Raw genomic sequence first — 26,226 nt, 5'->3', positions numbered from 1 at the left:
ACATTAGTTCACTGTGTTTGGTTCTCTAATATCTTCCAGATATGCCTGACATTGTTGTTTTGAAGTTGCAAAGAAAGACTGAAAATATTGGCGGTCCTTTTCAGATTCCCTCACAGCAGCGAATAGCCGAAGCCATAGCCCCTCTCCAAGCGGTTTGCTAACAATAAGTTTTTGAAGCGCAAAATCATGAATAGCCCAATTAGGTAGCGCAGCAACGCCTAAACCTGCCGACACCATCTGAACTAACATTAGTGTATTATCGGCTTGTTTCCAATTTTTTGGCTCAACACCTTCTGGTTGCAAAAAATGCTTCACAATATCGAGACGTTGTTTTTGGACTGGATAAATTAACATCGTTTCATTAATTAGATCAGTGGGTTCAATTCTTTCTTTACTAGCGAGTGGGTGTTGAGGAGAAACCAACAAACGCATTTCAAAATCGAATAAAGGTTCGTAGTGAAGTTCATTTTTAATCTGTATATCAGACGTAATAACGAGATCCAGTTCTCCTGCAACAACAGCAGGTAAGGGTTCAAAGCCGAAACCAGATGAAAAATCCAATTTCACGAATGGCCAATGCGTTCTATATTCTTTAATCGCAGGCATCAACCACTGGAAACATGAATGACAATCTATCGCCATATGTAGACGCCCATTAGCATCTTCTTTTATGTTTGCTATTTTATATTCAGCCGAGGTTATTTTAGGTATCAGTTCGTCAGCTAAATTGACTAGAATCTCACCTTCTGCCGTAAACCGGACTGGGCGTGTTTTTCTTAAAAAAAGTGGACTGCCCAAACGCTGTTCTAAGTCTTTTAGTTGATGAGAAAGTGCTGATTGGGTAAGACAAAGCATATTTGCGGTTGCAATCAAAGAACCCGTATCCCGAAGAAGAGATAGTGTGCGTAAATGTTTAATTTCAATCATAATAAATATGTCAACTTACAGTGAGAAAATATACCGTATAAATCGCAAATATACAGTGGCCATATAGGTGTGTAAACGCAACGGAAGGAAAGTTGCGATGTAGCCATCCCTAATTTAAATTCAATTATTATGACGATAATTATCAATTTCATTTTGAAGTTTGTAACTAAATGATTTGAAATAATAAGTTATTAATTATGTAAATAATATCGTAATTATTCACGAAAGGGATTCCAACCTAGGTTTGGAATCCCTTTATATAACGAAGCATCAAAACAATACGTTTTAAACTCTAAAAATATCTTCCATTACGACGTAATGCGACAAAAACCTTCTTCTAAGTCTTCAATCAAATCGTCCGTATCTTCTAAACCAATATGCAAACGAATTAACGTGCCAGAAAACTCTACACTACCAGCAGGGCGGATAGCATCAAGATCTTCAGGTTGGTTGGCTAATACCAGAGATTCAAATCCGCCCCAAGAATAAGCCATACTAAAGTGGTGGAAATTATCTAAATAGTTTGCCAATTGCTCATCGGATAAGCGTTCATTTAATACAAAAGAAAAGAGACCGTTGCAACCTATAAAATCTCTGACATAGAATTCATGCCCTTTACAGCTAGGGAATGCCGGATGGTTCACATGAGAAACCTCCGAACGCTCACTTAACCACTGAGCAATTTTGATGCTACTTTCCGCATGTTGTTTCAAGCGAACACCCATCGTTCTTAAACCTCGAGCCGCGACATAAGCGGTATCTGCATCAACCATTTGTCCCATTAAGTAAGAGCGTTCGCGAAGACGATCCCAACAACGTGCATTCGACACAGCAGTACCTAACATTGCATCTGAATGACCTACAATATATTTGGTACCGGCTTGAATCGATATATCAATGTCATGTTCAAGTGCCTTGAATAGGATACCAGCAGCCCACGTATTATCTAGCATGATAATCACTTCAGGATTAACCGAACGAATTGCTTTTACCATTGATGGAATATCCTGAACTTCCATCGTGATCGAGCTAGGTGACTCTAGAAACACAATTTTCGTATTTTTTTGAACTAGCGTCTCAATGTCGGCGCCAATAAGAGGGTTGTAATAGGTCGTACTCACATTCATGTCACTTAAAACAACATTGCAAAAATCTTGCGTAGGTTCATAGGCAGCACCAGTCATTAGGACATTATCACCAGACTCGACAAATGACAGTATCGCGTTTGAAATCGCCGCAGCGCCACAAGGATATAATGCGCACCCTTCACCACCTTCTAATTCAACCATCGCTTCTTGAAGGGAAAAATGAGTTAACGTCCCTCTACGACCATAAAATAGCTCACCGTTCGCTCTATTCGACGTAGCAAATTTCTTTGCTTCAACAGATTCAAATACCAACGATGAAGCTCGTTGAATGACGGGGTTGACAGAGCCCTTCCCAAATTTATTTGAACGTCCAGCAGTGACTAACTTAGTACTTAGCTTTTGATTTGACATTATGATGTTCCCTTACGCATTTTGTAATGTGGGTTGTGATTCCAAGGCGGTTTTGTCTTCCTTTGAAATAAATCGTTCTACTATTTGAGTGGCATTTAAATCGTGTATCACATTGATTAATGTCGCTGGGGCATCAGTAATGGCACCAATTACAACTAACATTGGAATAGTCTCGATAGGTAACCCTAGAGACGTCACGATAAATATCTCACCTAAAAAGGCGCCACCAGGAACACCACCAACGATAATCGCAGATAGTACAGATATTAGAATGGTAATGAAGAAAACCTCTGGCGTGAATTCAAGACCCAATACCGAGTAGATGAAAACAATTTTCAGTGCAGCTATCATTGCTACACCGCCTTTGTTTAAGTTAACTAGAAGTGGCAAACAAATATCAGCAATATCGTCTTGAATACCCATTTTCTTAGCTGCACGAATATTAACAGGTAAGGTACCAAGAGATGAGCAAGTCCCTAATGCCGTCGCTGATGGTTCAAGTGCATTTTGCCAGAAAACTTTAACTGCTTTATTACCACCACCTATCCACGAGTATATCGTTGAACCAAAGATATAGTAGATAACGGATGCGCCAAAGAATAAACCAATTGCGCGAGCAAAAGTTACAAGCAGTTCCGGATCTTGACTAGCCATTGTTGAAGCGAAGTAAGCACCTAACCCAACAGGCGCACCGACCATAATAATTGAGACAATCTTCATGATTACGGCATTTAAACTGTTAAGTAAATCTGCAATCTTTTCTCCCTTATCGCCAGATTGACCAATCGCTATACCTGAAATGACTGACATGATGATTAGAGCTAGAATATTAGACTTAGAAAGTAAGCCAACAAAATCATTCGTTGTTAACATACTCACAAAATCCATATTAGCCGGATCCGTTGAAAATTCTTGACTGAGATCTAAGGTAACTCCTTGAGCTGGATCAAAAATAGATGAAAGACCTATAATTCCTATCGCTGGAATAATAGACATCATTATCGAAACAACAAGAATGACACCAAGTATTTTTCCTAGTTTTTTAAGGTCTGTCATACTTGCGATTGATGACATGACACTAACACTAACCAAAGGAACAATGATCATAAATAAAAGATTGAGGAATATTTTTCCCAGAGGTTTAAGTGTCATTGCAAAATCAGGAGTATATATCCCAATCATTCCGCCAATAATTAAAGCTGTCAACAATATAATTGATGACTTATAAGGTTCTAATTTTTTCCACATAATTGTATTCACCGTTTAGATTAATAATTAATTAACTCTATTGTGTAAGAGTTTGTATTTTTATTGTTTTTATATTGCTACGATTGCCTCTATTTCAACCAAAGCACTCATTGGCAAAGATTCAACCGAAAAGCAGGATCTAGCCGGTTTATGTTTACCAAAAAAAGTACTATATACTTCATTCACTTCTGTAAAATCAGAGATGTTGTCTAAATATATAGTCGTTTTTGCGACAGATTCTTTGGTTAAACCATTCTCACCGAGTATCGCCAGTAGGTTCTTTAGTGATTGCGTTGCTTGTTCTTTTGCTGTTGTACCTTCTATCATCATCGATATTGGATTTAGAGGCAGTTGTCCTGATATATAGCCAGTGCTCCCGATTGTTGTCATATGGCAGTAACAACCCACAGCTTTTGGAGCAGATTGTGCGAATATCACATTAACTTTCATTGTTACATCCTTATTTTAGATATCTATATAACGTTTGTTCAGAGATGCCGATCATTGCCGAAATTTTTTGAACATGACCCTTTATGGTAAACAAACCTGTATCATCAATTTGTTTTACGAAATTTATTTTTTCATCCGGTAACAAACGAGATAAATTGTTTATTCCTAAATCAACCATCGCCTGCTGAATTATATTATTACTTACATCTTCTATTGAATTATGAAAAGTTTCATTCTTAATACCTTCAACCTTATAATTAGGTAACAATTCATTTATAGAATTTAGTATATTTTTTATATTGCTATCATCTATATTTATGCATAGCATATATCTTGGCACTTTGTTTTTTGAAATAATTAGTGTAGAGGATCTAAACTCAATACCATTTTCAACCTGGCCACAATAATTTAAAAAATAGGGTTCCTCTTTACCATTTTGAATGCTCTTTATCTTTTTTAGAGCCAAATTTGTCGCTGGCGAACCAATTTTACGCCCTGTATGATGACCATTTTCTATGATTACGACAGAATTTGATAAGTCGGCCAAATCGTGTACAACGATTTCACAATGTTTCCCTATAACACCAGCCATAAATTTAGCCAGTATTTTTAGGTCTACTTCAATCTTCATATATATTCCAAAATATTGTGTTTTTAATTATGTCTACTTGTCATAATGCCCTTGTTGATAAAAGTACATCATTGTAAGAAATAATTATATTGATAAATATTCCTTATCAACTTGAAAGAAATTCATCTAAATATATTTTTTTAATACGTGAATTTTGTTGCAGATATGATAATAACTTGTATCAGATTGATAGCATTTTAACTGCTATTTAATGGTTAACTTGAAGAGGTGATCGACTTTTGCTTAAGATGTTTCTTAAATTGAGCAATGAAGCTATCTGATCTAATTGATTGCAACATAAGTTAATACGAGAAACTTCAGGTATAGCGTGCTTAATGGGTACATTGGGTGATTGAGATGTGGAGTGGTTTTATATTTGAATTGTTGTTAGTAATCCTAGGCTTAATGAGTTTAGGTCAATATGAATAGACCGCCCAAGGTTTCTTTCAAGTGTCACTTGCTCAAAATACAGAAGATTGGTAGAAAGCGATGTGCCGATGCTATTTCGATAAGAGTAATTGTTAGACGCTACACTGATACTGTGGCCAATTTTTCTTGGCCACTATAGAATGAATTGCTCAATCATAGGCAACTACACAGGTTATCGAATCAAAACAATAATAATAAGCCAAAATAACAGAGGTATTTTACCTAACTTGTTTTTACATAGACTCGTTCAGGACGTCCAACTCGACCATGTTCATTTTCAGCAATCAAAAAACCACTCGCTGAACAAAACTCCAAATAGCGTCTGGCTGTAGTTTTACTAATGCCAACCTCGCCACCTAAACTTTCGGCCGTATATTTGACACCAATATTCTGCAAAAACACCTGCTTGATTTTATCAAGTGTTAGGTCACCGATGCCTTTCGGTAATGAACCCGTCGTCTTATCTCGCGCTTGAATATTAAATAGGTCATCAACATGTCTTTGACTGATATTATCAAAGGCGTTAATTGCGCTGGTAAACTTTAGGTACCTATCCAACGTATCTTGCAATCGATCGTAAGCGACTGGCTTTAATATGTAGTCAAAACAACCACAGTGCATCGCTTCTTTGACTGTTTCCATTTCGCTAGAGGCCGTCACTAAAATAACGTCTACTTTGTCGGTACTTTTATCCGCAGCAATTTCCCTCAATAGCTCCGTACCTTTGCCATCCGGTAGGTAATTGTCGAGGATAATTAACTTTGGCTTTTGAACCTTAATCATGGTTCTAGCCATATTTAAATTTGAGGCGATTCCAATTGGTCGAAATCGTTGAGTTTGCCTTAAAAATTGCGCATGTAATTCAGCAATTGCTGATTCATCTTCGACAATTAACACATCAATGATATTCATTATTTGTCATCACTATTTGGTATAAAAATTGAGAATATTGAACCTTTCGGTTCTGCGTTGTCCACCAAGATTACCCCACCTGCATTTGTGACGTAACGGTTAATTAAGTAAAGTCCAATTCCGTGACCATCGCTATCCATTTTACTCGTTACTCCGCGGTTAAATATGTCTGCGGCTAATTCAGAAGGGATCCCGCAACCATTATCCCCTACCTCTATCACTAATTCATGGCTTGCATCCGTGATGAGCAGCGATACTTTTTTATTACTTTCTGGATTATTGAGCGTTGCTTCGTAAGCATTATCAATTAAGTTACCAATGATTGCAGAAAGCTCATCAGGCTCTATTCTTTCATTCAAATGATATAGCTGGCAGGTAGGATCAAACTCGAGTTCTAACCCCAACTCCCGAGCTCTAGAGTACTTACCAAGTAATATACCGGCGACCTGACGACACTGAATTCTCGTACTGATAAAGTCAATCAATTGCTGCTTCATGCTGCTCTCATGATTGATAAGTCTCAGTGCAGCGGCACTATCACCAATCCCAATCAAACCACCAATCGTCGACAGTTTATTCGCATGCTCATGACGCATTACACGTAAATTTTCGGTATATAGCTTTATTTGGCTTAACTCTGCGGTTAGTGAATTGATATCATTCTTATGCCGGAAACTAATGACCCAGCCACTCAAAATGTCTCCATCAAAAATGGCCACTCTATTCGCTATTAATGTCTTTCCATTAATCGACACAATTTCATCTTTTATATTTTTATCAAACGGGGTTTGAAAGAAAAACTGTGTTTGAGAGACAAATTCAATAATTTGACGAGTTTTTAGGTACTTAATTTCTCTTTCGGTACCAAGCAGTTCTCTAGCCGTATTATTAACGGCTAAAATGTATCCTGCTTTATCTATCGCAATGACACCCTCATAAACAGAACTTAAGATCGATTTTTGCAGATGCAAAGCTAATGCAATTTCAGACGGCTCCATTCCATTCATTTTCTTTTTGATATGAGACGAAAAGGTCCATGCCCCGACCATGGTTAAAAACAGTATGATCGCGATCTCTATGATGAGCGGTTGGCTATAAAACAAAAACCATTGTTCAAATCGGTTGAGTAAATAACCGACAGACACAACACCAATTATTTTACCATCAAAGTCAATAACTGGCGCTTTACCTCGTACTCCATACCCGAGACTGCCTTCTCGCACAGAAATGTACGATTCTCCCCTTTCCAAAGCACCAGCATTGTCCCCACCTTTCATAGGCAGACCAATTCTCTCTTTCACAGGATGAGACAGTCGTATGCCTTTTTCGTCACCTACGACGATAAAGCTTGCGTCTGATATTCCATGCAACCTATCGATCACATGTTCTACTGCTGGAACATTTTTGATGCGAACTTCTTGTATCAGTTCGGGGTCACTCGCAATTTCCTGTGCTTGAATGAGCGCTCTAGTACCCACTTGATGATGCAGCGTATCGATTAGTGCATTATGAAAATTGAACCCCATGATGACGGCTTGTAGCATTAAGAGGCCCAAAATAAGCACGAATACGCGCCCTTTAAAGGACATGCCTATTTTTAGTCTCTCTTTCAAACGCGCAGCCCTACTTTCCATAATATCTTTAAACCTTCAAACGAAGACAAAAACCTAACGATAAACGGTATTTGTTATTGGCATTTTAATCAACAAATAATTGCTTACAATTATAAATAAGACCAATAATTAGTCATAGGTCACATATTTATACTCAATAACAAAATCAATATTACTTATATTAAACCAACAACAATAATTCTGACGTTCAATTAGACATCAATTTATATTAGACATCTTAAACTCATCTGAACGAAGATAATTAAATTCATTAAAACCATTTAAAGCTCTTTCGCTTTATATATATGTATTAATTCTCAAAGTAAAAGAGAATTGTTCTGTTATTGTCTTATTCATATTGATTAAGGAGGACAGTAAATGAGCACCAGCGTATCCCTATATGACTCTTTTCTTTGTAAAGAAACTAGAGCTAAAAAACAACAACAACTAATTAAAAAGTATGCAACACCACTGATCACGATAAAAGCCCATATGCCCAAAGAGCTTCGCTGTAATATGTATGTCAATGAGATCATCGAGCAAGCCTACTTATCGGTCAAAGACGTATTGTTACAACACGAATTTACTTGCGTCGGTAACGACGAACACAAAAGTAATGTCGGCGAAGAGCGGTACCTAGCGGTTCAGTGTCGTTCGGCAAGTGAACTTAAAAAATTCATGATGGTCATTGAAAATACACATCCTTTAGGACAACTAATGGATCTAAATGTTATGAATCGCGAGGGCAAAACTATCTCTAGGGGCTCGTGTGAACTCTCGGCTCGTAAGTGCATAATTTGTGATTGTCCTGCACCTGAATGTGCTAAAAAACATCAGCACAGTCTTGCTGACTTAGACCTTAAAATCAAACAGATTCTAGAAACATATATGACGGTTGCATAGTGTCTTGTTCCTTACTTAACACACGCGCCAGATAGCGTGTGTTAAGCACGTAGATTCTTCTAATATGTTTGATTCAATAATAGAGTCAACTCGACATTGTTGCTTCGTAATGAATCGGAGCAACTCTCGCCTCTTTACACCTCAATTCATACACTTCACTTTCTTTGCTAAAAAGGTTTTTAACATAGTTGTAGGTCGTGAGAGGGACAAGTTTTCTCAAGTCATCCCATTGATTATTGAATAACAGATGCCTTACCAAAGAGGCAGAGATAGGCTGATCTTCTTTCTCACAACGAGGAAACTCAACTAAATTTACTGGCTCACACTCAAGTGTTGGTGTCGTTAACCATTGGTGCATTTGTTGGTTGTAGAAACGAGTCACAGCACAGATAGGTTCCGTACCAACAAAGCGGTGAGTGATACCAAGGGACGGAGCAATATATCCTCTGAACATTTGCAGGTCGACCGCAGTATGACAATAGTTAATCACCCCGTCATCTTTTAAAAAGTAGCTTGGAAATGTTGCTCTAGAAATGATGTAATCTGACCCAGGATGGATAATGACATTAGGGAACTCTTTTACCCCTTCACGGATCATATTCAATCTATCTTCATAGGTGAAAAAAGATCGGTCTTCTTTAACTACAAATACATGAACCCAATCGCATTGCTGAGAAGCTTGTTCAACCAAGTAACGATGGCCGTAAGTAAAGGGATTAGCATTCATTACGATACTGCCAATTTTATCTCCTGAACGTTTCAATAAGGCCAGTTTATTACAGTAATTTTTAAGTCTGGTTTTGCTGTTTTCGAGTAAAACCACTCTATCCTTTACTGACGTAAGTTTATAAAACCCTGCTTTGTGAAACATCTGATAGTTTTCTGGCTTGGTGTAAATAAACAGATTAAAACGCCCAATATCATAGGCATATGTCACCAGCTCGGTCAGTAATTGTGTCGATAATCCATGGCCTTGATAGCGGTCATCAACCGCTATCGACTTAAGCGTATTTCCAGCCAAACCACCGGTTGCGACTACTCGTTCATTGTCTAAAGCAACCACAAACATTTCGACATCGGAATCAACACCCAATCCCATTTTGTCTAGAAAGGATTTTACCTTTTCTAATTTTTGGTTGTTTTTCGTGCTTACACGAATAAAATTGAAAGCGAAGTCCACTGACTTTTCCTACTACTTAATAACTTGTTAAGTATCGTTTATATGCAGTATTAATATCATGATTTAAATCATAACTGAATTTAGTTAATAATATTTAAATGGCGTAAATGAATTTATTTCAATAATATTGGTAGATATATATAAATTAAAAAAACGGTGCTAATCTAATAGATTGCACCGTTTTTAATCACTTTTATATTAAGCGATTGCTTCTTTCTTACGTTTTCTCATCATGCCTAAGATTGGCAAAACAACGGACAAGATAGTAATTAATATCAGTCCTTGTGACACAGAAGAGCCCACAAATATTGATACATCTTGGTTCGCGATTCGGTAAGCCTGACGGAATGACTGTTCCATAGTACCACCAACGATGACGGCAAGAATCATAGGCGCGGTAGGAATATCAGCACGCTTCATTACAACCCCAGCAACACCCAATATAGTCAGAATATAGAAATCCATAACCGAACTACTGATTGCATAACAGCCTACAAAAGCAAGACCAAGAACAATCGGGTACAGAACCTTAGGCGGTATAGCAAGCACTCTCACTAAAACACCTGCCAACGGTATATTTACAATCGCTAAAATGAAGTTCGCTACAAACATTGACGCAATTAAGCCCCAAGCTGTATCTGGATACTGAGTAAACAAGAGTGGACCAGGCTGAATACCGAGCATTAACAATGCGCCCATCATTACTGCCGTGGTACCTGAACCAGGAACCCCCAATGTTAACATAGGGATCATTGCACCAATTGATGCTGCGTTATTCGCAGATTCTGGTGCAGCAAGACCTTCAATCGCACCGTTACCAAACTCTTCACTGTTTTTCGACAACTGTTTTTCATTGTTGTAGCACATAAGTGAAGCCATTGTACCGCCAGCTCCAGGAAGTGAACCAATAATGAAACCCACTGGGGCACTGCGCAGGATAGGCCATTTAGAACGTTTCCAATCATCACCACTAATCCAAATTCTTTTGAATTTAGTCTGTGCTTTTTTGGTTCCGTCGCTCAACGATCGGAAGCTTTTGAACACCTCTCCCATTGCATAGATACCGATAATCACAACAAGGAAATCCACGCCAGTTTGCAACTCTAAGCTGCCGTAAGTAAAGCGGTCAAGTCCGGACTGTGCATCGATACCAATTGTCGCTATCGCTAAACCTACCACCATTGAAAGGAATCCTTTCAACATGTTGTTTTTAGACATAGATGCTGTCATTGATAATGCAGCAACCATTAACAGAAAGTATTCTGCAGGCCCAAATTTTAAGGCAAACCCCGCAACTGGTTCAGCTAAAAGCGTCATCAATACGGCCGCTATTGTGCCGCCTATTAACGAGGCAATTGCGGAAATTGCTAATGCAGATTCTGCTCGACCTTGCATCGCCATTGGGTAACCGTCGAAAGTTGCAGCAAGGGCCGCACCATCCCCCGGGGTATTTATTAAAATCGAACTACGAGACCCACCAAACATTGCACCGATGTAAACACCAGTCATGGTAATGAGTGCTGCTGTAGGCCCCATAGCAAAAGTCAATGGCAGTAACACTGCAACACCGGTTGCAGGGCCTAAGCCCGGAAGCATACCTACGATGGTACCTAAAACGCCACCAACGGTAACAAGTAGTAAATGATATGGTTGTAGCGCGATGCCAAAACCATTTATTAAGTTCGCAAATACATCAGTCATGATTATCGCCTTATTCCATAAATGGCAGAGGTGGGAGACTTACAGCGAGCAAAGTGTTGAATATAAAAAATATTGCTACTGAGAAAACCAATGCCACTACTATGCTCATTTTCCAACCACTGCGCCCACTTGTAATAGTCAACATGGCTGACATAAACAGGAATGTACTGATTACATAACCTAAATGTTCAAATAACAAAGCATATGCGACAGAAATTATACAAGTGTAAAAAATTCTTTTCCGATCATTTTTTTTGACCGAATCTTCATTGATAATATTTGTGAAAGCCATTATTGATGCTTTAAAGTTGCTTTTAACCAGCAATAACACACCGATTAAAATTGCTAAAGTTGCAATGCCTAATGGAAAATAAATTGGGTCCATTGGGTTACCAAACATCGCTCTTGGCATCGTATAGGCTTGACCGCCATATATCAGACCGAATGCTACGCTAAATAAACCCGTAAATGCGTCCCAATTTGGGCGAACATTCTTGCTATTCATGGAATAACCTTATGTTAGGAGTTCTAGGAGGAACATTGATAAATGACACAATGAAGAGGGAAGTAGCCTTCCCTCTTATTTTCGTATAACTAATCAATTACTTTGCGAAAATTTCTGCAAGGATAGCTTTGTACTGCTCGTTCGTTGTAGCAAGGAACTTAGTAAATTCTTCGCCATTTTGATAAGCATCATCCCAACCATTACGTGCACGAGCCTCGGCCCACTCTGGAGTAGCAACCATATCTTTCAATGTTTTGTTCCAGAAAGTTACCGCATATTCAGGCATATCTTTAGGCCCGAACAGTCCACGCCAGTTTTCAAACGTAGCATCAATCCCTTGTTCTTTTACTGTCGGAATTTCTGCAACCAAACCTTCACCAATACGTTTATCAGCCGTATGTGCTAAAGCACGTAAATCACCGCTTTTAACAAGAGAAGTTACATCACCAAGACCAGTAGAAATCAGGTCAACGTGACCACCAAGAACCTGAGCAACAGCACCACCATCTTGGAATGAGATATAGTCGATTTGACTTAGATTAGGAACACCTGCCGCTTTAGCAATAATCAAAAACTGGATATGATCCATTGAGCCAGCAGAAGAAGTACCACCAATTTTCACGGATTTAGGGTCTTTCGTCAGCGCTTCCATTATTTCATTGATAGATGTGTATTTAGAGTCTTTAGAAACCACAAATGCGCCATAGTCCGTAATTAGACGAGCTAATGGTGTTGTATCTTGGTAGCTGTACTTACTTGCACCCGTAAGATTTGTAAGCAAAATAGGAGGAGAATAAACTGAAATAAGTTTGTCACTGCTCTTTTTGGTTTGCATGTAAGCGAGGTTAACTGCACCACCGCCACCAGGACGGTTAGTAACAGGCATGTTAGATTCAACAAGACCGGTATCTTTCAGTGTTTTTGCAACAGTACGAATCGTTAAATCCCAACCACCACCAGCGCCAGAAGGTGCAACCATAGAAATAGTTCTTGGTGGATAATCTTTAGCAATAGCATTGCTTAGAGGCATTGTAGCGATAGAAGCCATAGCAGCACCCATCATCACGTTTTTGAGTTTCATGTTCATTGAATTACCTATAATATTTATTAGTATTTATTAGTATTCATTCTAAATTGCTAGTATGAGAATTCGTCATCAATCATTAATTGATAACAACATTATTAAATATAAGGAGAAATGGTTATGTGATTTAAAACTCTTAAAAGTAGTTCTTTAATGTTACAAATGGCGTAAATGAATTTAAAGAAACAATACCCATAGATTACAAGGAGTTATTAAATCTAGATAAATATAAAAATAGACATAATTACGGTATTCAACGCAAAAACCAAAAAAAAACACACATTAATATTATTGTATATATCGACGTCCACCAACTAAAATAGTGAATTGCTATTCTATTATAAAAATAATTTTTTAAGAGCACTTATTAGTTTCCTAAATAAATTTTACGTTTAAATCAATAACACCACTAAATACTTTAACTCCGTTTATTGGTGTGTCGAAGTTCAAAGATTGAGTCGGATATAATATATAACATTGCTCTCGTTCCACAGCCACGAGATAATAAATATGATCGTTACCAACATATCAGATGATACTGTTACCGAAGAAGCTAGAAATCATTGGCTAAAATATTGGAAACATTTTTCTACACAAGATTATTGTTATTGTTCTGAAGTCAATTGTACTGAAAAACATGACCATGGTGTTTTGGTCAAACATAGAACACCGACTTCAGAAAAACTTTTTGTTGTTCCTTTGTGCAAAGAACATAGTTATGGCTATCAAAGTCAACTCGAGATAGACGAGAGAGTTGATATTGTTCCAGCGGAACTGTGCTTGTAGGGATTTTATTGGAACAGAGCAATGAACTATTTTCATTGCTCTTTTTTTTCAGAACAATGCCTAAATAATTTCTTGTGTAAACGTCATTACATTCTGGTTATTAACTAAGTCACCAGATTTGAAGTGCGCTTTAATGTCATTTTCATCCAAAACCTCGGCGTCGCAAGCCGCGATATGTACTTTATCACCCACTTTAATAAAATTATCCGTACCCCACTTTGAATAATTTGGAGCACCGGTATATAAAACCAATTCCTCAGGGTAATTATTCTCTATGATTGAAGGCAATATTTCTTCATACATCCCTTCATTTTTTTGATTATTAATTTGATCCACTATCCATGTAACTAGCTCCGAGCAAAAAACCTTCGTATCAGAACAATCAACCAATGGCGTTGCGCAGTGGAACTCACCATCACGTTCTATGTATGACACCAGTTTTAAGTTTTTTCCGTAGTTCTCTGGTGTAAAGGGTTTCATATCCCACCAAAGTTGATTGATCCCTTTTGACTTTTCTCCCCAGGCTTTACGTTGGGAGATCTTCTGTGACCCTTCTAATTTTCGAATGGTGAAATCATTACCAATCGTTATTTGCAACGGCTGTAAATCGACAAGGCGTCCATTTTGGTATGCCACGTTAAATTTGATGACGAATTCTGGTTCAATATCAACATTAGACCCTGCTTTCGGATACATCACGTGTCCATTGCTGGTTAACGTCTCTTCGTGATCTTTATTGATGACAAAAATGCCATTCGGCAATGGGTGTTCTTGCACATTTTCCGCACCACTTAGATGGCCAAAATAATTACCGATAATGCCGATACATATACTTGAAGTCATGGTTTCCCTTAAATAAAAAAAAGTCCCCATAACGAAGGCTACGGGGAAAATCAAAGATAATATAAAACATATGAACTCTATTTATCACACTAATTCACCGAGTGTGATAAATAAAACTCATTAATAGCCGGCGACATTAGGTCCTACGGGTTTGCATCAGAACACATATTGAGTTGCGCAAGTAACCATGTGGCAGCAAGTAAGTCTGCACTTCCTCCGGGACTTAGATTCAGATCGACGAGTTTCTCATCGAACGCCAATATCGCTTTCTCATAATCGAGATGATTGCTATCAAACGCTAGGAGCATGTCTCTCGACTGTTCCTGAACGATTGTTAGGCCTTGTAACCCGCCTCTATTGACTAGATTCGTATCACTATTATTCGCCATTAGTGACAATAGTGTTTTTGACATCGCTTGTTCTTCGGATTTTCCGTCAGAAATGCACTGTTCGTAAACGGACAAACCGTGTTGAAAAATAGTCGGGTATCCATACGCAGCTTCACCTCGAATGCCTGTCAGTCCGTGATCTCTAAATAACCTTTCCCCTGCTGTGGCAGGCATCTTAGCGGATTCTTTTAAGTCATATTTTACTAAACTGGCGCAACATTCCATGATGACACTGCGAATATGGATCGCATCATAAGCAAGGCCCTTTTTATGCAACCAACCAACGGCACCACAGATCAAACCAAGCGTGAATATCATCCCTTTATGGGTATTTACACCATCCGTTGCGTTAAACATGGTCCTCTCTGCCTCAATGCCAACTTGACGTAAGCGAGGCAAAAGTTGACTTGCGGGGAGGTGATGATTGTCATACCCGGTACGAACAAACTTTTTCATGAATGATCTTAACGCATTTGAGCTAGCAATAAACGTGTTGATATCCATGTCTGAATGCGCCCCTGTTGACAGGCAATCAACCAAACCAGGTTTTGGTGTAAGGTGTGCTTCTAACATCATCGCATGGTAAGCAAGGTTACCTGCTAACTCACAGATATTAAGCTCTAATTTACCACTGGCGGTCTGTTCATATAGACAACAGTCATCTAATAACCATCGAATAGAATTACTTGCAATCATAGATAATCTCGCTCAATTTCTTGTTCAATTTGGATAACGACTGAATCAGGCACTATATAGATCATCATTGTTTCCTAAAGAGAGAGACAAGATGGCGATTACAATCAAGTTTTAGCACAGGTTAAACATCATTTATGGTTTTTATGACGGTAATTATGGGATTGGTCATTTAAGCTCAAAAAAAGGGAGAGCACCGCTCTCCCTTTTTACCATTATATTGTTTATTCGCTATTAAGCTTAACCGCCTAGCACATACTTTATCATCACACCAGCCGCGACCGCTGAACCGATAACACCGGCAACATTAGGGCCCATTGCATGCATAAGAAGAAAGTTTTGTGGGTTCGCTTCTAGTCCAATTTTATTGGTGACTCGTGCCGCCATCGGTACTGCCGAAACGCCGGCAGAACCAAGTAAGGGGTTAACCTTATCTTTGAACACTCGGTTCATTAGTTTAGCCATCAGCAAACCAGCTGCAGTTCCGATACAGAATGCCACTATACCAAGCGCAAGAATTCCTAATGTTTGAGGCTGTAAGAATTTATCTGCCATCAACTTTGACCCAACCGACAAGCCTAAGAAAATGGTCACAATATTGATCAAACCATTCTGTGCAGTGTCAGACAAACGCTCTACCACACCACATTCACGCATCAGGTTACCAAAGCAAAACATACCCAATAAAGGCGTTGCTGAAGGAAGCAGCATCGCTATCAAAATAAGCAGCATTAGAGGGAAACACACCTTCTCTATTTTGCTTATTGGACGAAGTTGCTTCATCTCAATTCTGCGTTCCGCCTCCGTGGTTAATGCTCGCATTATCGGCGGTTGTATCATTGGAACCAACGCCATGTAGGAGTATGCCGCAACCGCAATTGCACCAAGCAACTCAGGCGCTAACAAACTCGACACATAAATGGCAGTTGGACCATCTGCACCACCAATGATGCCAATAGCCGCCGCCTGCGCCACGCTAAAGTCCATGATACCGAATTGGCTCAGAGCCAAGGCACCAAGCACGGTCGCAAAAATACCAAATTGAGCTGCCGCGCCAAGCAACAAGGTTTTCGGGTTTGCCAATAACGGACCAAAGTCAGTCATTGCCCCTACACCCATAAAGATAACCAGAGGAGCGACCCCTGATGCAATAGAAACATTATAAAAAGTATAAAGCATACCGTCAGAATATTTGTATTGCTCTGCCATTAAGTGAAGGTGCATTTTTTGCTCAGGCGTTGCCATCGCTAACGCGCCTTTAATCACATTTGGTTCTGCATCAGACATACCAAGAATATTGGCAAACGCCTGCATTACTTCCGCATTGCCTGCATGTAAGGCGGCTTCAATACCACTAATGGCGAGGTTTGCTTCAGGCAGGTTTGCAAGAATCCCACCGATACCAATTGGTACAAGAAGCAATGGTTCGAAGTTCTTAACTATCGCTAGATAGAGAAGTATCAGTCCCACTATAATCATAGTTGCCTGACCCCAAGTGAGGTGAAGGAAACCAAAGTCTCTTACTAGAGCTAAAACGCTGTCCATTTCTTGCCCTTATGCTAGTGCAACGAGTGCATCGCCAACCTGAACGGAATCACCTTCAGAAACGGTGACACTTTCGATAACACCGCCACGTGCGGCTCTAATTTCCGTTTCCATTTTCATCGCTTCTAGAATCAGAATAACGTCACCTTCTTTTACCGTTTCACCTATCTTGACGTGGATCTTCCAGATATTACCCGCTAGTGGAGCTGATACTGTTTCAGCGTTGCCAGTAGGTGCAGCAGGCGTTGATGTTAGTCCAGCGACAGGTGCGGTGTTGGCAACAGCTAACACATCAGGATCTGCCCCTTCGTTGATTTGAACCACGTAAGCTTGGTTGTTTACGTTTACGGTATATACCGCGCTTTCATCTGCGGTCGATTTTGTTGCTGCTTTTGGTACTGGATCAGCCACCGTCGGAACAGGCTCAAATGCCTCTGGGTTGTGACGATTCTCAAGGAATTTCCATGCTACTTGATCAAATAGAGCAACCGTTAACACATCATCAATTTCACTTTCGGCCAGTGTGATGCCTTTTTCCTTCGCTTTTGCTTTTACCGATTCTGTTAGGGTGGACACTTCCGGTTCAATAAGATCGGCTGGGCGACAGGTTATCGGTTTCGCGCCATCTAACACTCGCGCTTGCAGTGACGCATCCATCGGTGCTGGTGTCTGACCATACTCACCTTTTAATACACCTGCTGTTTCTTTTGTGATGGTTTTATAGCGTTCACCCATCATCACGTTAATCACAGCCTGAGTACCGACAATTTGAGACGTTGGAGTAACCAGTGGTATATAACCAAGATCCTTGCGGACACGAGGGATCTCTTCTAGCACTTCATCAATACGGTCAAGCGCGTTTTGCTGCTTAAGTTGCCCTTCCATGTTGGTGAGCATGCCACCCGGAACCTGTGCAACCAAGATACGAGAATCAGCGCCTTTCATTTGGCCTTCAAACGCGTGGTATTTCTTACGAACCTCACGAAAATAAGCCGCAATATTCTCTAGTTTTTCGATATCAAGACCCGTATCGCGCTCGGTGCCTTTCAGTGCCGCAACAATAGATTCAGTTGCTGGGTGCCCGTAGGTACCACTCATCGAAGAGATCGCCGTATCCACACGGTCTACACCTGCTTCAATAGCCTTAAGCATTGTCATATCGGCAATACCTGCGGTTGAATGGCAATGGAGGTGCAATTCAACATCCAATTGCTTCTTCAGAGTAGAGACCAGCTCATACGCCTCATAAGGCGACATCACTCCGGACATATCTTTAATCGCAATAGAATCAACACCACACTCAACCAGTTGTTCGGCGACGTCTATCCACGACTGCATTGTATGCACAGGACTTGTTGTATAGCAGATAGTACCTTGAGCATGTGCTCCCTGACGATTCACCGCTTTAATCGCTTGTTGCATATTACGAACATCATTCAATGCATCGAATACACGGAAAACATCCATACCGTTGACCACGGCACGTTCTACAAACTTATCGACGACATCATCAGCGTAGTGACGATAACCGAGAATATTTTGCCCTCGGAAAAGCATCTGTTGCTTGGTATTCGGCATCACTTTTTTGAGTTCACGCAAACGCTCCCATGGGTCTTCCCCTAGGAATCGGATGCATGAGTCGAACGTTGCTCCTCCCCAAGATTCTAAAGACCAATATCCGATCTCATCGAGTTTTGAAGCAATGGGTAGCATGTCGTCTAAACGAAGGCGAGTAGCAAAAAGTGATTGGTGTGCATCGCGCAGTACGACGTCGGTGATACCTAGTGGCTTAACTATTTTGGACATTAGAGGTTCCCTGTATTCTTACAGCTATTGACTGATTTTTTTCTTATGGTGATGAAGTGCTGCAGTAATGGCAGCAACCATAGTGTCATCGGAGGTGGTGACCGCAGATCGTGTTGCCGACACGGCGTTTGGAGCAGCAGGAGGTTGGAGCTTGATAGCAACGAAAGATAGCAGGCGCGTTGCCCCTACTAATAAGGCTAAGAAGCAGAAAACGAAACCCATGCCAAGAGCCATTAATGTTACGCCTTCGAGAATTATCGGACCTTCATTCATGAAATTTCCAAACCTGTTGGTAAAAGTGTCCAAGAAGTCTAGCTGAGACTGCGAATCCAACTCCGTGAGTTAGTTCATTCAATTGGGACTACTAAACAACTAATATGGCGTTAATAACCTAAATACAAATTCGTATCTATTTGATTTACAGTTGAATTCATTAACAACATATAAAGCTCAAACGTCACAATATTTTGTGAAGCGACATCCGTTTCTTAATTTCAGCGTTAGAGATTAAAAACGCCAGACAAAAGCCTGGCAGAGGATAAATGAAGGCGCGTTCTTAGTAGGCGTTCGTGGTGATGCCTGCAAATTAACGTGGGGAACTGTTGACTTAATTGAATGATATCTGGTTAAGGTTTACCGCATTTTCGAGTCGTACTTGGGGGGACTCCTATTTGTTTTTTATACGCTCTGCTGAATGCCGCCTCTGATTGATAACCCAAGCTCAAGGCGATGTCTAATACACTTTCTCGACTACCGATTAGTCGACGGCTCGCTAAAGTCATTCGATATTGAGTGAGATAATTGAGGGGCGAGTCGCCCACCATCCGTTTGAAATGTTCCGAAAATGTTGTGCGTGACATACCGGCTTCGTTTGCTAGCGACTCAACAGTCCAACTCACCTCTGGTTTATGATGAATAGCCAACATTGCCTTACTTAACCTTTTATCTCGAAGCGCCGCTAACCAGCTGTTCTGATCGGATTCAAATTGCGCTAACCACGCTCGAAGGGACTGTATGACCAGAATGTCGGCTAAACGTGTAATCACGGCTTCCCCACCAACATTCGCATACTTCGCTTCTTGCGCGAGCATAGACATGGTGCTGTGAATGACGTGATGATACTGACTTTGACCAGAACCAATCTTAATAAAATGAGGCATCAATGCTAATAACCTGCAGGCAATCGGATGATCAAAGCTGACCGCGCCACAAATCAGCACGGTTTGCTCACCTTTCCCACCGTACGACAGAACCTCATAGTGGTCGCTTAACGATTCTATTGGTAACTCTAATAAGGGAACGCGACAGGATGTGGCATGGTCGAAAATACAGTGACCCAAACCATGAGGCACCATAACGAAATCGCCTTTTGAAAGAGACGTCTTTTCTCCCTCAACTTCAACGTAACAATGTCCGTGGACCACGATATGAAACATGAACGATTGGTCTATCTCCGGCATTTCCATCCCCCAAGGCGCCGTGAGCTCTGAACGGGTATAAAATACGCTATTCATTTTAAGCAGGTGAAAGATATCCCCTAGTGGGTCACCCGCCCTTCTATCCACAGACCGTTGAGAACTTCTAACCTTCTGTATTGCAAATGATTCTAAGTTATCCGCCATAACCAAATACTCATTCCGTACGATTAATCAACAATAGCGCACTATTTGCAATCATTCATCCTATTTATTCAATTACACTGGACTCGTCAATTAAACAACGAGGCAAGAAACATGAATGAATCTAACGCACCAATCTTAGTCATCGGTGGCACGGGCAAGACAGGTAAACGAGTTGTACAAGGTTTACACGAAAAAGAACTCAATGTACGAGTGGGCTCTCGCTCAGGGCATCCTGTATTTGACTGGGACGACGCAGAAACATGGAAACCAGCTCTACAAGGTGTCAGGGCTGTTTATTTAACTTATTTCCCAGACCTTGCGGTATCTCAAGCACCATCAGCCATTCGCCGTTTCTGCAAAATAGCAAAAAGCGCAGGCACTGAACATATCGTTTTATTGTCTGGTAGAGGCGAACCTGCCGCACAACATTGCGAGCAAATTGTCCAAAGCTCAGGAATGGATTGGACGGTAATTCGGGCTAGTTGGTTTAATCAAAACTTTAATGAAGGTGCGTTTAATAGCATGGTTGAGGCGGGCGTAATGGCGCTGCCTGTCGACAATATTGGCGAACCCTTTATTGATGTTAATGATATTGCTGATGTCGCTTTAAGTGCTTTAACTGATCCCAAGCATAGAGGTCAATTATATGAAGTAACGGGTCCACGCTTGCTGACCTTTGCTGATGTTGCGGACGAGTTAACGCAAGCTACTGGCAAAAAAATTCGGTTTCTTGCTATATCAGCGGAAACCTTTACCGAGCAGTTGACCCTACAACAGGTTCCAAAAGAGACGATCAATATGTTGCTTTTTTTGTTTAAAGAAGTACTCGATGGCCGCAACGCAACGGTATGTGATGGTATTGAACGAGCTCTTGGAAGACCCGCGACCGACTTTTCAGTATATGCCGCCAATCTGCCAAAAACAGACCATATCTAAACATGGAGACAGAACATGTCACATCATCTGATCATTGCTCTCTATATTTTTGCAGCGATATCGACAGGGTTGTTGGCAGGTATTTACTTTATTTTTTCAAATACCGTAATGCCCGCATTAGCGGGCATGGCGACAACTTCAGCTGCTGAAGTCATGCAACGCATAAACCGCCTCATTTTGAATCCACCTTTTTTGGTATTATTCATGGGCTCCGCATTCGCAAGCTTGCTCATCATTAGCTTAAGCTTATTTGGTTTAGGAATACCAGACAGTACTTTGGGTGTATTGGCAGCAGGGCTGACTATGACTACTTTTATCTCCACTATCGGGGGTAGTGTACCCCTAAACAATCTACTTGAAAGCACCCATTTACACTCCACTTCATTAGAAAAGACATGGTTGCATTACCTCAGCAAATGGATAAAGTGGAATCACATACGCGCAGTGTTGAGTTCTATTGCCACTGTACTCTATTCTGTTGAACTCACACTAATAGCATTCTAATGCAGACAATCCTATATTTAATGCTCTATTCAAAAAAGGTACTTTTGACTCATGAAATGCAAACTTGTTGATGTCTTTGCACACAAAAAACTCACAGGTAATGGTCTCACTATTTTCTATGATTTTGACTCATTGACTAAACATGAAATGTTGGTTCTTACACGCGAAATGAAGCAATTTGAATCCATTTTCCTGTCGAAAAGAGCGAAAGATGGGTCTTTTCGTGCACATATTTTCACTGTAGATGAAGAGCTCGATTTTGCCGGGCACCCATTAATCGGGTTAGGCGCTCATTTACATGAAGAGTACGGTACAAATGACCTTCATACGTGGAACATAGAATTAAACCAACAGCACGTGGAACTGACTTCAAAACCCTATGCTGACTATTATCAAGTGACCATGGATCAAGGTAAGCCTCTTTTTGTTCAAGAATATGGAAACCATGAACTCAACGAAATTATTACGGCGATGAGTTTAAAACAGGCGGATATCGCACCCTATCCTCTGGAAGTCATTTCAACAGGCTTACCTTACCTCATCGTACCGATAGTCAGTGGAATTGAGGATGCTCGTATTGTGGTTAACCATTTTGAAGCATTGTTAGAAAAACATGGTGCAAAGTTTGCCTATATTCTTGATGTAAATAATTTTGAAGGGCGGACTTGGGATAACCAAGGCAATGTTGAAGATATCGCTACTGGCAGCGCCGCTGGCCCTTGCGCAGCTTTTCTCTTTAAACACAAACTTGTATCAGGTAAACAACCATTCACTTTATCTCAGGGCCGATTTTTAGAACGCCCAAGCAAGATGGGGATCAACTTGATAATAGATAGCGACACCATTAGTCATATACTGGTCCATGGGCAAGTCTGTAAGATTGCTAATATTGAGTTTGTTTAATAAGGAAGTAAGTGTAGTACTCGAGTAAAGCTACGTTAATGTGAACCTTCTCGACAAGACAGGTAACCAAGGATTCTACATTTTCTTAGTTAATACCAAAATACCATCGCAAATTTCAGAATTAAGGGCATTGTGTTTGAGGTATTTACTGATATCACATTTGAAATCATGTTTATGCTCGTTAGCAATGAGTTTTATCGTTTCTTTGGGGGAGTCTTCCAGCTCAACCTCCATTAATTTGGTTTCTAATTCGGAGACATACCAAACACGTTTCCAAAGTTTCTCTTCATCATTCAGTCGGTACTTAATAGAGGCACTAAAGGCTTTTTCACTTGGCATCTGAAAAGGCTCCTCGATGTAAAACAAAATATCATCGAACTGTTCTGGTAGGTGCTCATGGCAAAAAAACATACGGCACTCCTTCAATTTGTACAAGATAAGGAAGCCGGTAACGGCTTCCTTATCTATGAATTAGTTTATGGCTTGTTCAATAGCAACGGCTGTTGCTACTGTCGCGCCTACCATTGGGTTATTCCCCATACCGATAAATCCCATCATTTCTACATGGGCTGGTACAGATGAAGAACCAGCAAATTGTGCGTCGCAGTGCATTCGCCCCATCGTGTCTGTCATACCATAAGAGGCAGGCCCAGCCGCTACATTATCTGGATGCAGAGTGCGTCCTGTACCACCACCGGAGGCAACAGAAAAGAAAGATTGTCCCTGTTCTAAGCGTTCTTTTTTGTAGGTACCAGCCACCGGATGTTGGAATCGAGTTGGGTTGGTTGAGTTACCTGTAATAGAAACCTGAACATTTTCTTTATGCATCATTGCAACACCCTCTCTGACATCGTCCGCTCCATAACATAAGATGTCTCCATTAGAACCTTTAGAAAAAGAGCGACGAGACAGTTCAACAAGTTCGCTGGTGTCGTAGTTAAATTTGGTTTCCACATAGGTAAAACCATTAATACGAGAAATTAAATACGCCGCGTCTTTACCTAAACCAATAAGAATAACTTTCAGCTTTCTATCTCTAACCTTGTTCGCATTAAGTGCTATTTTTATCGCACCTTCCGCCGCGGCAAATGACTCATGTCCGGCAAGAAAACAGAAACATTCTGTCGTTTCACTAAGCAAACGCGCGGCCAAATGACCATGTCCCAAGCCAACTTTTCGCTGCTCAGCAACTGAACCGGGAATACAGAAAGCTTGCAGCCCCTCGCCAATATAATTTGCGGCATCTGATGCGGTATGGGACTGCTGTTTCAACGCAATAGCAGCGCCTAAGACGTATGCCCACCCTGCATTATCGAAGGCGATTTTCTGCGTTTCCTTAACGATTTTTCTTGGATCAATATTTTTTTCAAGGCAGTATTCTTCAGCCTGCTCCAAACTATCAAAGTCATTAGCCTGCAATGCGGTAAGAATTTGTTTTTCTCTTCGTTCATAATTTTCAAACTTTGGCATAATATATTCCTTTGGTAGGTCTTGTTATTGGTGTCGAGGATTGATAGTTTTCGTGGCTTCTGAGTACCTACCATAGGTACCTGTTGCTTTAGCAACCGCTTCGTTTGCGGAACATCCTTCGTTGATCAGACCCATCATTTGGCCTAAATTGACGTACTGGTAACCAATGATTTCATCATTATCATCCAATGCCATAGACTGGACATAACCTTCTGCCATTTCAAGATAACGCGCGCCCTTAATTCTGGTTCCGTAATGCGTACCGATAGAGCTCCGTAATCCTTTTCCTAAATCTTCAAGACCTGCACCTATCGGCAAACCTCCTTCAGAAAATGCGGTTTGAGTTCGACCGTAAGCAAACTGAAGAAAAATTTCTCGCATTGCAACGTTGATGGCATCGCATACTAAGTCAGTATTCATTGCCTCTAAAAGCGTCTTCCCAGTTAGAATTTCCGAAGCCATTGCAGCTGAGTGTGTCATTCCAGAACAACCGATCGTTTCGATCAGCGCTTCCTCAATGATGCCGTTTTTGGTATTCAATGTGAGTTTTGCGGCGCCTTGCTGTGGTGCACAAGCTCCGACGCCATGACTAACCCCGGATAAGGCGATAACATCTTTTGGTGAAATCCAGCGCCCTTCGACAGGAATAGGAGACGACATATGTCTCGGTCCACGTGAAACGGAGCACATAGATTGAACTTCGGTAGAATAATTCATTGCTTACTCTCTAAATCAATATATTAGAAAAGCAATAAGCATAGGAAAGGTTGGATATCGACATGCTGTCAATACACAAGCCTAGGAATAATCCTATTGCTCTTGCGTGTATTAGCAGACGTCATTAGCTTTTTAGGGCGGTTTTGCATACGTGGGGAATTAGAGTATACATGGCGGAACATCATCGCCTTTTACATATGTTACTCTTATTTACCATGCTGTAAACACCTTAATAGGCACGTTTTATCGTAATGTAGTTAAGTTATTAAATAGATTGAGTTTTAGTCATTACGCTCAGTTTTATACTCGATAGGCCGTCAACTCATCCAACTAAGGTGATTAAGCTCAATCAAGTTAGTATTATTCTATATTTAAAATACCGTTAGATCTCAGAACAATAAAATATCAACATATCCATCTAAGATCACCTAATGGTAGGTACTTTCTGGCGATTAGGTATACTACGATACATCACTAGGAGGCTAAGAATATCGTGTTAAAATAAGCAGTGGCGGTTAAAGGTACTTCTCTCCAGCACAAAGTGTTTAGTTAAAATCGGATTTTAACCACAAACATGAATAACTTAATTACTATTCCTGTAACGTTATTATTCATGTCAAATTCGTCTACCTAAACCGTATAAGGCTCTCCCTTTTTTGCAATATTCAACTCGCGTGTTTCGCCATTCGACGTCAATGTCGACTGAACATTTGTCCATTACTCTTTACCCACTGTGCCATGTTAATCTATCCTATAATCAAAAATCAGAGTACAGATTCATTATCAGCAGAACGGATGCGTTTGATCTCTATTGCTACCGCTATGCTTATCTTAGTTTTGACTAAAACAGACCACACTAGCACCTCCTAATGAGCTAATATCCTGCATTGAGCATATTATAGAACTATAACGCGCTCTAGTAGGGTAAGA

The 26,226-nt window shown here is 40.3% G+C and carries 25 protein-coding genes and 1 riboswitch; of the genes, 5 read left to right on the top strand and 20 right to left on the bottom strand.

Features of this window, described 5'->3' with window-relative positions:
* Positions 1-3 precede the first annotated feature (3 nt).
* The 7 genes from L3V77_RS22945 to L3V77_RS22915 form a co-directional block, all read right to left on the bottom strand.
* On the bottom strand, positions 4-927 hold the full coding sequence (locus L3V77_RS22945) for a LysR substrate-binding domain-containing protein (RefSeq protein ID WP_275137132.1): 924 nt from the start codon (positions 925-927) through the stop codon (positions 4-6).
* Positions 928-1,235: 308 nt separating this feature from the next.
* Positions 1,236-2,426, bottom strand: a complete 1,191-nt coding sequence (gene metC, locus L3V77_RS22940) for a cystathionine beta-lyase (protein WP_275137131.1) — start codon at positions 2,424-2,426, stop codon at positions 1,236-1,238.
* A gap of 12 nt (positions 2,427-2,438) precedes the next feature.
* Positions 2,439-3,674 carry a dicarboxylate/amino acid:cation symporter gene (locus L3V77_RS22935; RefSeq protein WP_275137130.1) on the bottom strand — a complete coding sequence of 412 codons (1,236 nt, stop codon included), beginning with the start codon at positions 3,672-3,674 and terminating at the stop codon, positions 2,439-2,441.
* A 69-nt stretch (positions 3,675-3,743) separates the two neighbouring features.
* Complete coding sequence (locus L3V77_RS22930) at positions 3,744-4,124, bottom strand: Rid family detoxifying hydrolase (protein WP_275137129.1); 381 nt, start codon at positions 4,122-4,124, stop codon at positions 3,744-3,746.
* Positions 4,125-4,134: 10 nt separating this feature from the next.
* Entirely contained in the window at positions 4,135-4,755 is a 621-nt protein-coding gene (locus tag L3V77_RS22925) for a PAS domain-containing protein (RefSeq protein WP_275137128.1), read from the bottom strand.
* A gap of 651 nt (positions 4,756-5,406) precedes the next feature.
* The gene (locus tag L3V77_RS22920; RefSeq protein WP_275138234.1) at positions 5,407-6,099 is read right to left on the bottom strand and encodes a response regulator; all 693 of its coding nucleotides are present in this window, start codon (positions 6,097-6,099) and stop codon (positions 5,407-5,409) included.
* Positions 6,096-7,730 (bottom strand): sensor histidine kinase, encoded by a 1,635-nt coding sequence (locus L3V77_RS22915; RefSeq protein ID WP_275137127.1) that lies wholly within the window; start codon positions 7,728-7,730, stop codon positions 6,096-6,098. Before L3V77_RS22915 ends, L3V77_RS22920 begins: the two co-directional genes overlap by 4 nt.
* 357 nt (positions 7,731-8,087) lie before the next feature.
* On the opposite strand from L3V77_RS22915, the gene citX reads away from it, so the two are divergent.
* Positions 8,088-8,612: a citrate lyase holo-[acyl-carrier protein] synthase gene (gene citX, locus L3V77_RS22910; protein ID WP_275137126.1), complete on the top strand. Its 525-nt coding sequence runs from the start codon at positions 8,088-8,090 to the stop codon at positions 8,610-8,612.
* 85 nt (positions 8,613-8,697) lie between these two features.
* On the opposite strand, the gene citC is transcribed toward citX, so the two are convergent.
* The 4 genes from citC to L3V77_RS22890 all read right to left on the bottom strand — a co-directional run bounded on the left by citC (position 8,698) and on the right by L3V77_RS22890 (position 13,085).
* A complete protein-coding gene (gene citC, locus L3V77_RS22905) occupies positions 8,698-9,792 on the bottom strand; it encodes a [citrate (pro-3S)-lyase] ligase (protein ID WP_275137125.1) in 1,095 nt (364 codons plus the stop codon).
* A 198-nt stretch (positions 9,793-9,990) separates the two neighbouring features.
* Positions 9,991-11,493 carry a tripartite tricarboxylate transporter permease gene (locus L3V77_RS22900; protein ID WP_195705484.1) on the bottom strand — a complete coding sequence of 501 codons (1,503 nt, stop codon included), beginning with the start codon at positions 11,491-11,493 and terminating at the stop codon, positions 9,991-9,993.
* Between the two features lie 10 nt (positions 11,494-11,503).
* Entirely contained in the window at positions 11,504-11,998 is a 495-nt protein-coding gene (locus L3V77_RS22895) for a tripartite tricarboxylate transporter TctB family protein (protein WP_195705485.1), read from the bottom strand.
* Positions 11,999-12,095: 97 nt separating this feature from the next.
* Complete coding sequence (locus L3V77_RS22890) at positions 12,096-13,085, bottom strand: tripartite tricarboxylate transporter substrate-binding protein (protein WP_275137124.1); 990 nt, start codon at positions 13,083-13,085, stop codon at positions 12,096-12,098.
* Positions 13,086-13,592: 507 nt separating this feature from the next.
* Here L3V77_RS22890 and L3V77_RS22885 point away from each other — a divergent pair.
* Positions 13,593-13,868: a hypothetical protein gene (locus L3V77_RS22885; protein WP_195705487.1), complete on the top strand. Its 276-nt coding sequence runs from the start codon at positions 13,593-13,595 to the stop codon at positions 13,866-13,868.
* A gap of 60 nt (positions 13,869-13,928) precedes the next feature.
* On the opposite strand, the gene L3V77_RS22880 is transcribed toward L3V77_RS22885, so the two are convergent.
* The 6 genes from L3V77_RS22880 to L3V77_RS22855 form a co-directional block, all read right to left on the bottom strand.
* On the bottom strand, positions 13,929-14,711 hold the full coding sequence (locus L3V77_RS22880) for a DUF5718 family protein (RefSeq protein WP_275137123.1): 783 nt from the start codon (positions 14,709-14,711) through the stop codon (positions 13,929-13,931).
* A gap of 143 nt (positions 14,712-14,854) precedes the next feature.
* Entirely contained in the window at positions 14,855-15,796 is a 942-nt protein-coding gene (gene citG, locus L3V77_RS22875; RefSeq protein WP_275137122.1) for a triphosphoribosyl-dephospho-CoA synthase CitG, read from the bottom strand.
* Between the two features lie 237 nt (positions 15,797-16,033).
* A complete protein-coding gene (locus tag L3V77_RS22870; protein ID WP_275137121.1) occupies positions 16,034-17,338 on the bottom strand; it encodes a sodium ion-translocating decarboxylase subunit beta in 1,305 nt (434 codons plus the stop codon).
* A 9-nt stretch (positions 17,339-17,347) separates the two neighbouring features.
* A complete protein-coding gene (gene oadA, locus L3V77_RS22865) occupies positions 17,348-19,144 on the bottom strand; it encodes a sodium-extruding oxaloacetate decarboxylase subunit alpha (RefSeq protein ID WP_275137120.1) in 1,797 nt (598 codons plus the stop codon).
* Positions 19,145-19,168: 24 nt separating this feature from the next.
* On the bottom strand, positions 19,169-19,417 hold the full coding sequence (locus tag L3V77_RS22860) for an OadG family protein (RefSeq protein WP_275137119.1): 249 nt from the start codon (positions 19,415-19,417) through the stop codon (positions 19,169-19,171).
* 353 nt (positions 19,418-19,770) lie between these two features.
* Entirely contained in the window at positions 19,771-20,766 is a 996-nt protein-coding gene (locus L3V77_RS22855; RefSeq protein WP_275137118.1) for an AraC family transcriptional regulator, read from the bottom strand.
* 111 nt (positions 20,767-20,877) lie between these two features.
* Between L3V77_RS22855 and L3V77_RS22850 the strand changes: the two genes are divergently transcribed.
* The 3 genes from L3V77_RS22850 to L3V77_RS22840 are packed head-to-tail and all read left to right on the top strand — an operon-like array spanning position 20,878 to position 23,109.
* A complete protein-coding gene (locus L3V77_RS22850) occupies positions 20,878-21,702 on the top strand; it encodes an NAD(P)H-binding protein (protein ID WP_275137117.1) in 825 nt (274 codons plus the stop codon).
* A gap of 15 nt (positions 21,703-21,717) precedes the next feature.
* Complete coding sequence (locus L3V77_RS22845; protein WP_275137116.1) at positions 21,718-22,206, top strand: anthrone oxygenase family protein; 489 nt, start codon at positions 21,718-21,720, stop codon at positions 22,204-22,206.
* A 51-nt stretch (positions 22,207-22,257) separates the two neighbouring features.
* A complete protein-coding gene (locus L3V77_RS22840) occupies positions 22,258-23,109 on the top strand; it encodes a PhzF family phenazine biosynthesis protein (RefSeq protein ID WP_275137115.1) in 852 nt (283 codons plus the stop codon).
* A gap of 75 nt (positions 23,110-23,184) precedes the next feature.
* On the opposite strand, the gene L3V77_RS22835 is transcribed toward L3V77_RS22840, so the two are convergent.
* The 3 genes from L3V77_RS22835 to L3V77_RS22825 are packed head-to-tail and all read right to left on the bottom strand — an operon-like array spanning position 23,185 to position 25,296.
* Positions 23,185-23,520, bottom strand: coding sequence for a hypothetical protein (locus tag L3V77_RS22835; RefSeq protein ID WP_275137114.1), 336 nt, complete (start codon positions 23,518-23,520; stop codon positions 23,185-23,187).
* Between the two features lie 60 nt (positions 23,521-23,580).
* Positions 23,581-24,579: a GGGtGRT protein gene (locus L3V77_RS22830; RefSeq protein ID WP_275137113.1), complete on the bottom strand. Its 999-nt coding sequence runs from the start codon at positions 24,577-24,579 to the stop codon at positions 23,581-23,583.
* Between the two features lie 24 nt (positions 24,580-24,603).
* Entirely contained in the window at positions 24,604-25,296 is a 693-nt protein-coding gene (locus tag L3V77_RS22825) for a hypothetical protein (protein ID WP_275137112.1), read from the bottom strand.
* A 108-nt stretch (positions 25,297-25,404) separates the two neighbouring features.
* Positions 25,405-25,494: riboswitch (Fluoride riboswitch) on the bottom strand.
* Between the last annotated feature and the right edge of the window lie 732 nt (positions 25,495-26,226).

The sequence above is a fragment of the Vibrio sp. DW001 genome, from assembly GCF_029016285.1.
In the GTDB taxonomy this organism is placed as follows: Bacteria; Pseudomonadota; Gammaproteobacteria; order Enterobacterales; family Vibrionaceae; genus Vibrio.
This window is presented reverse-complemented; position numbering and strand designations above follow the sequence as displayed.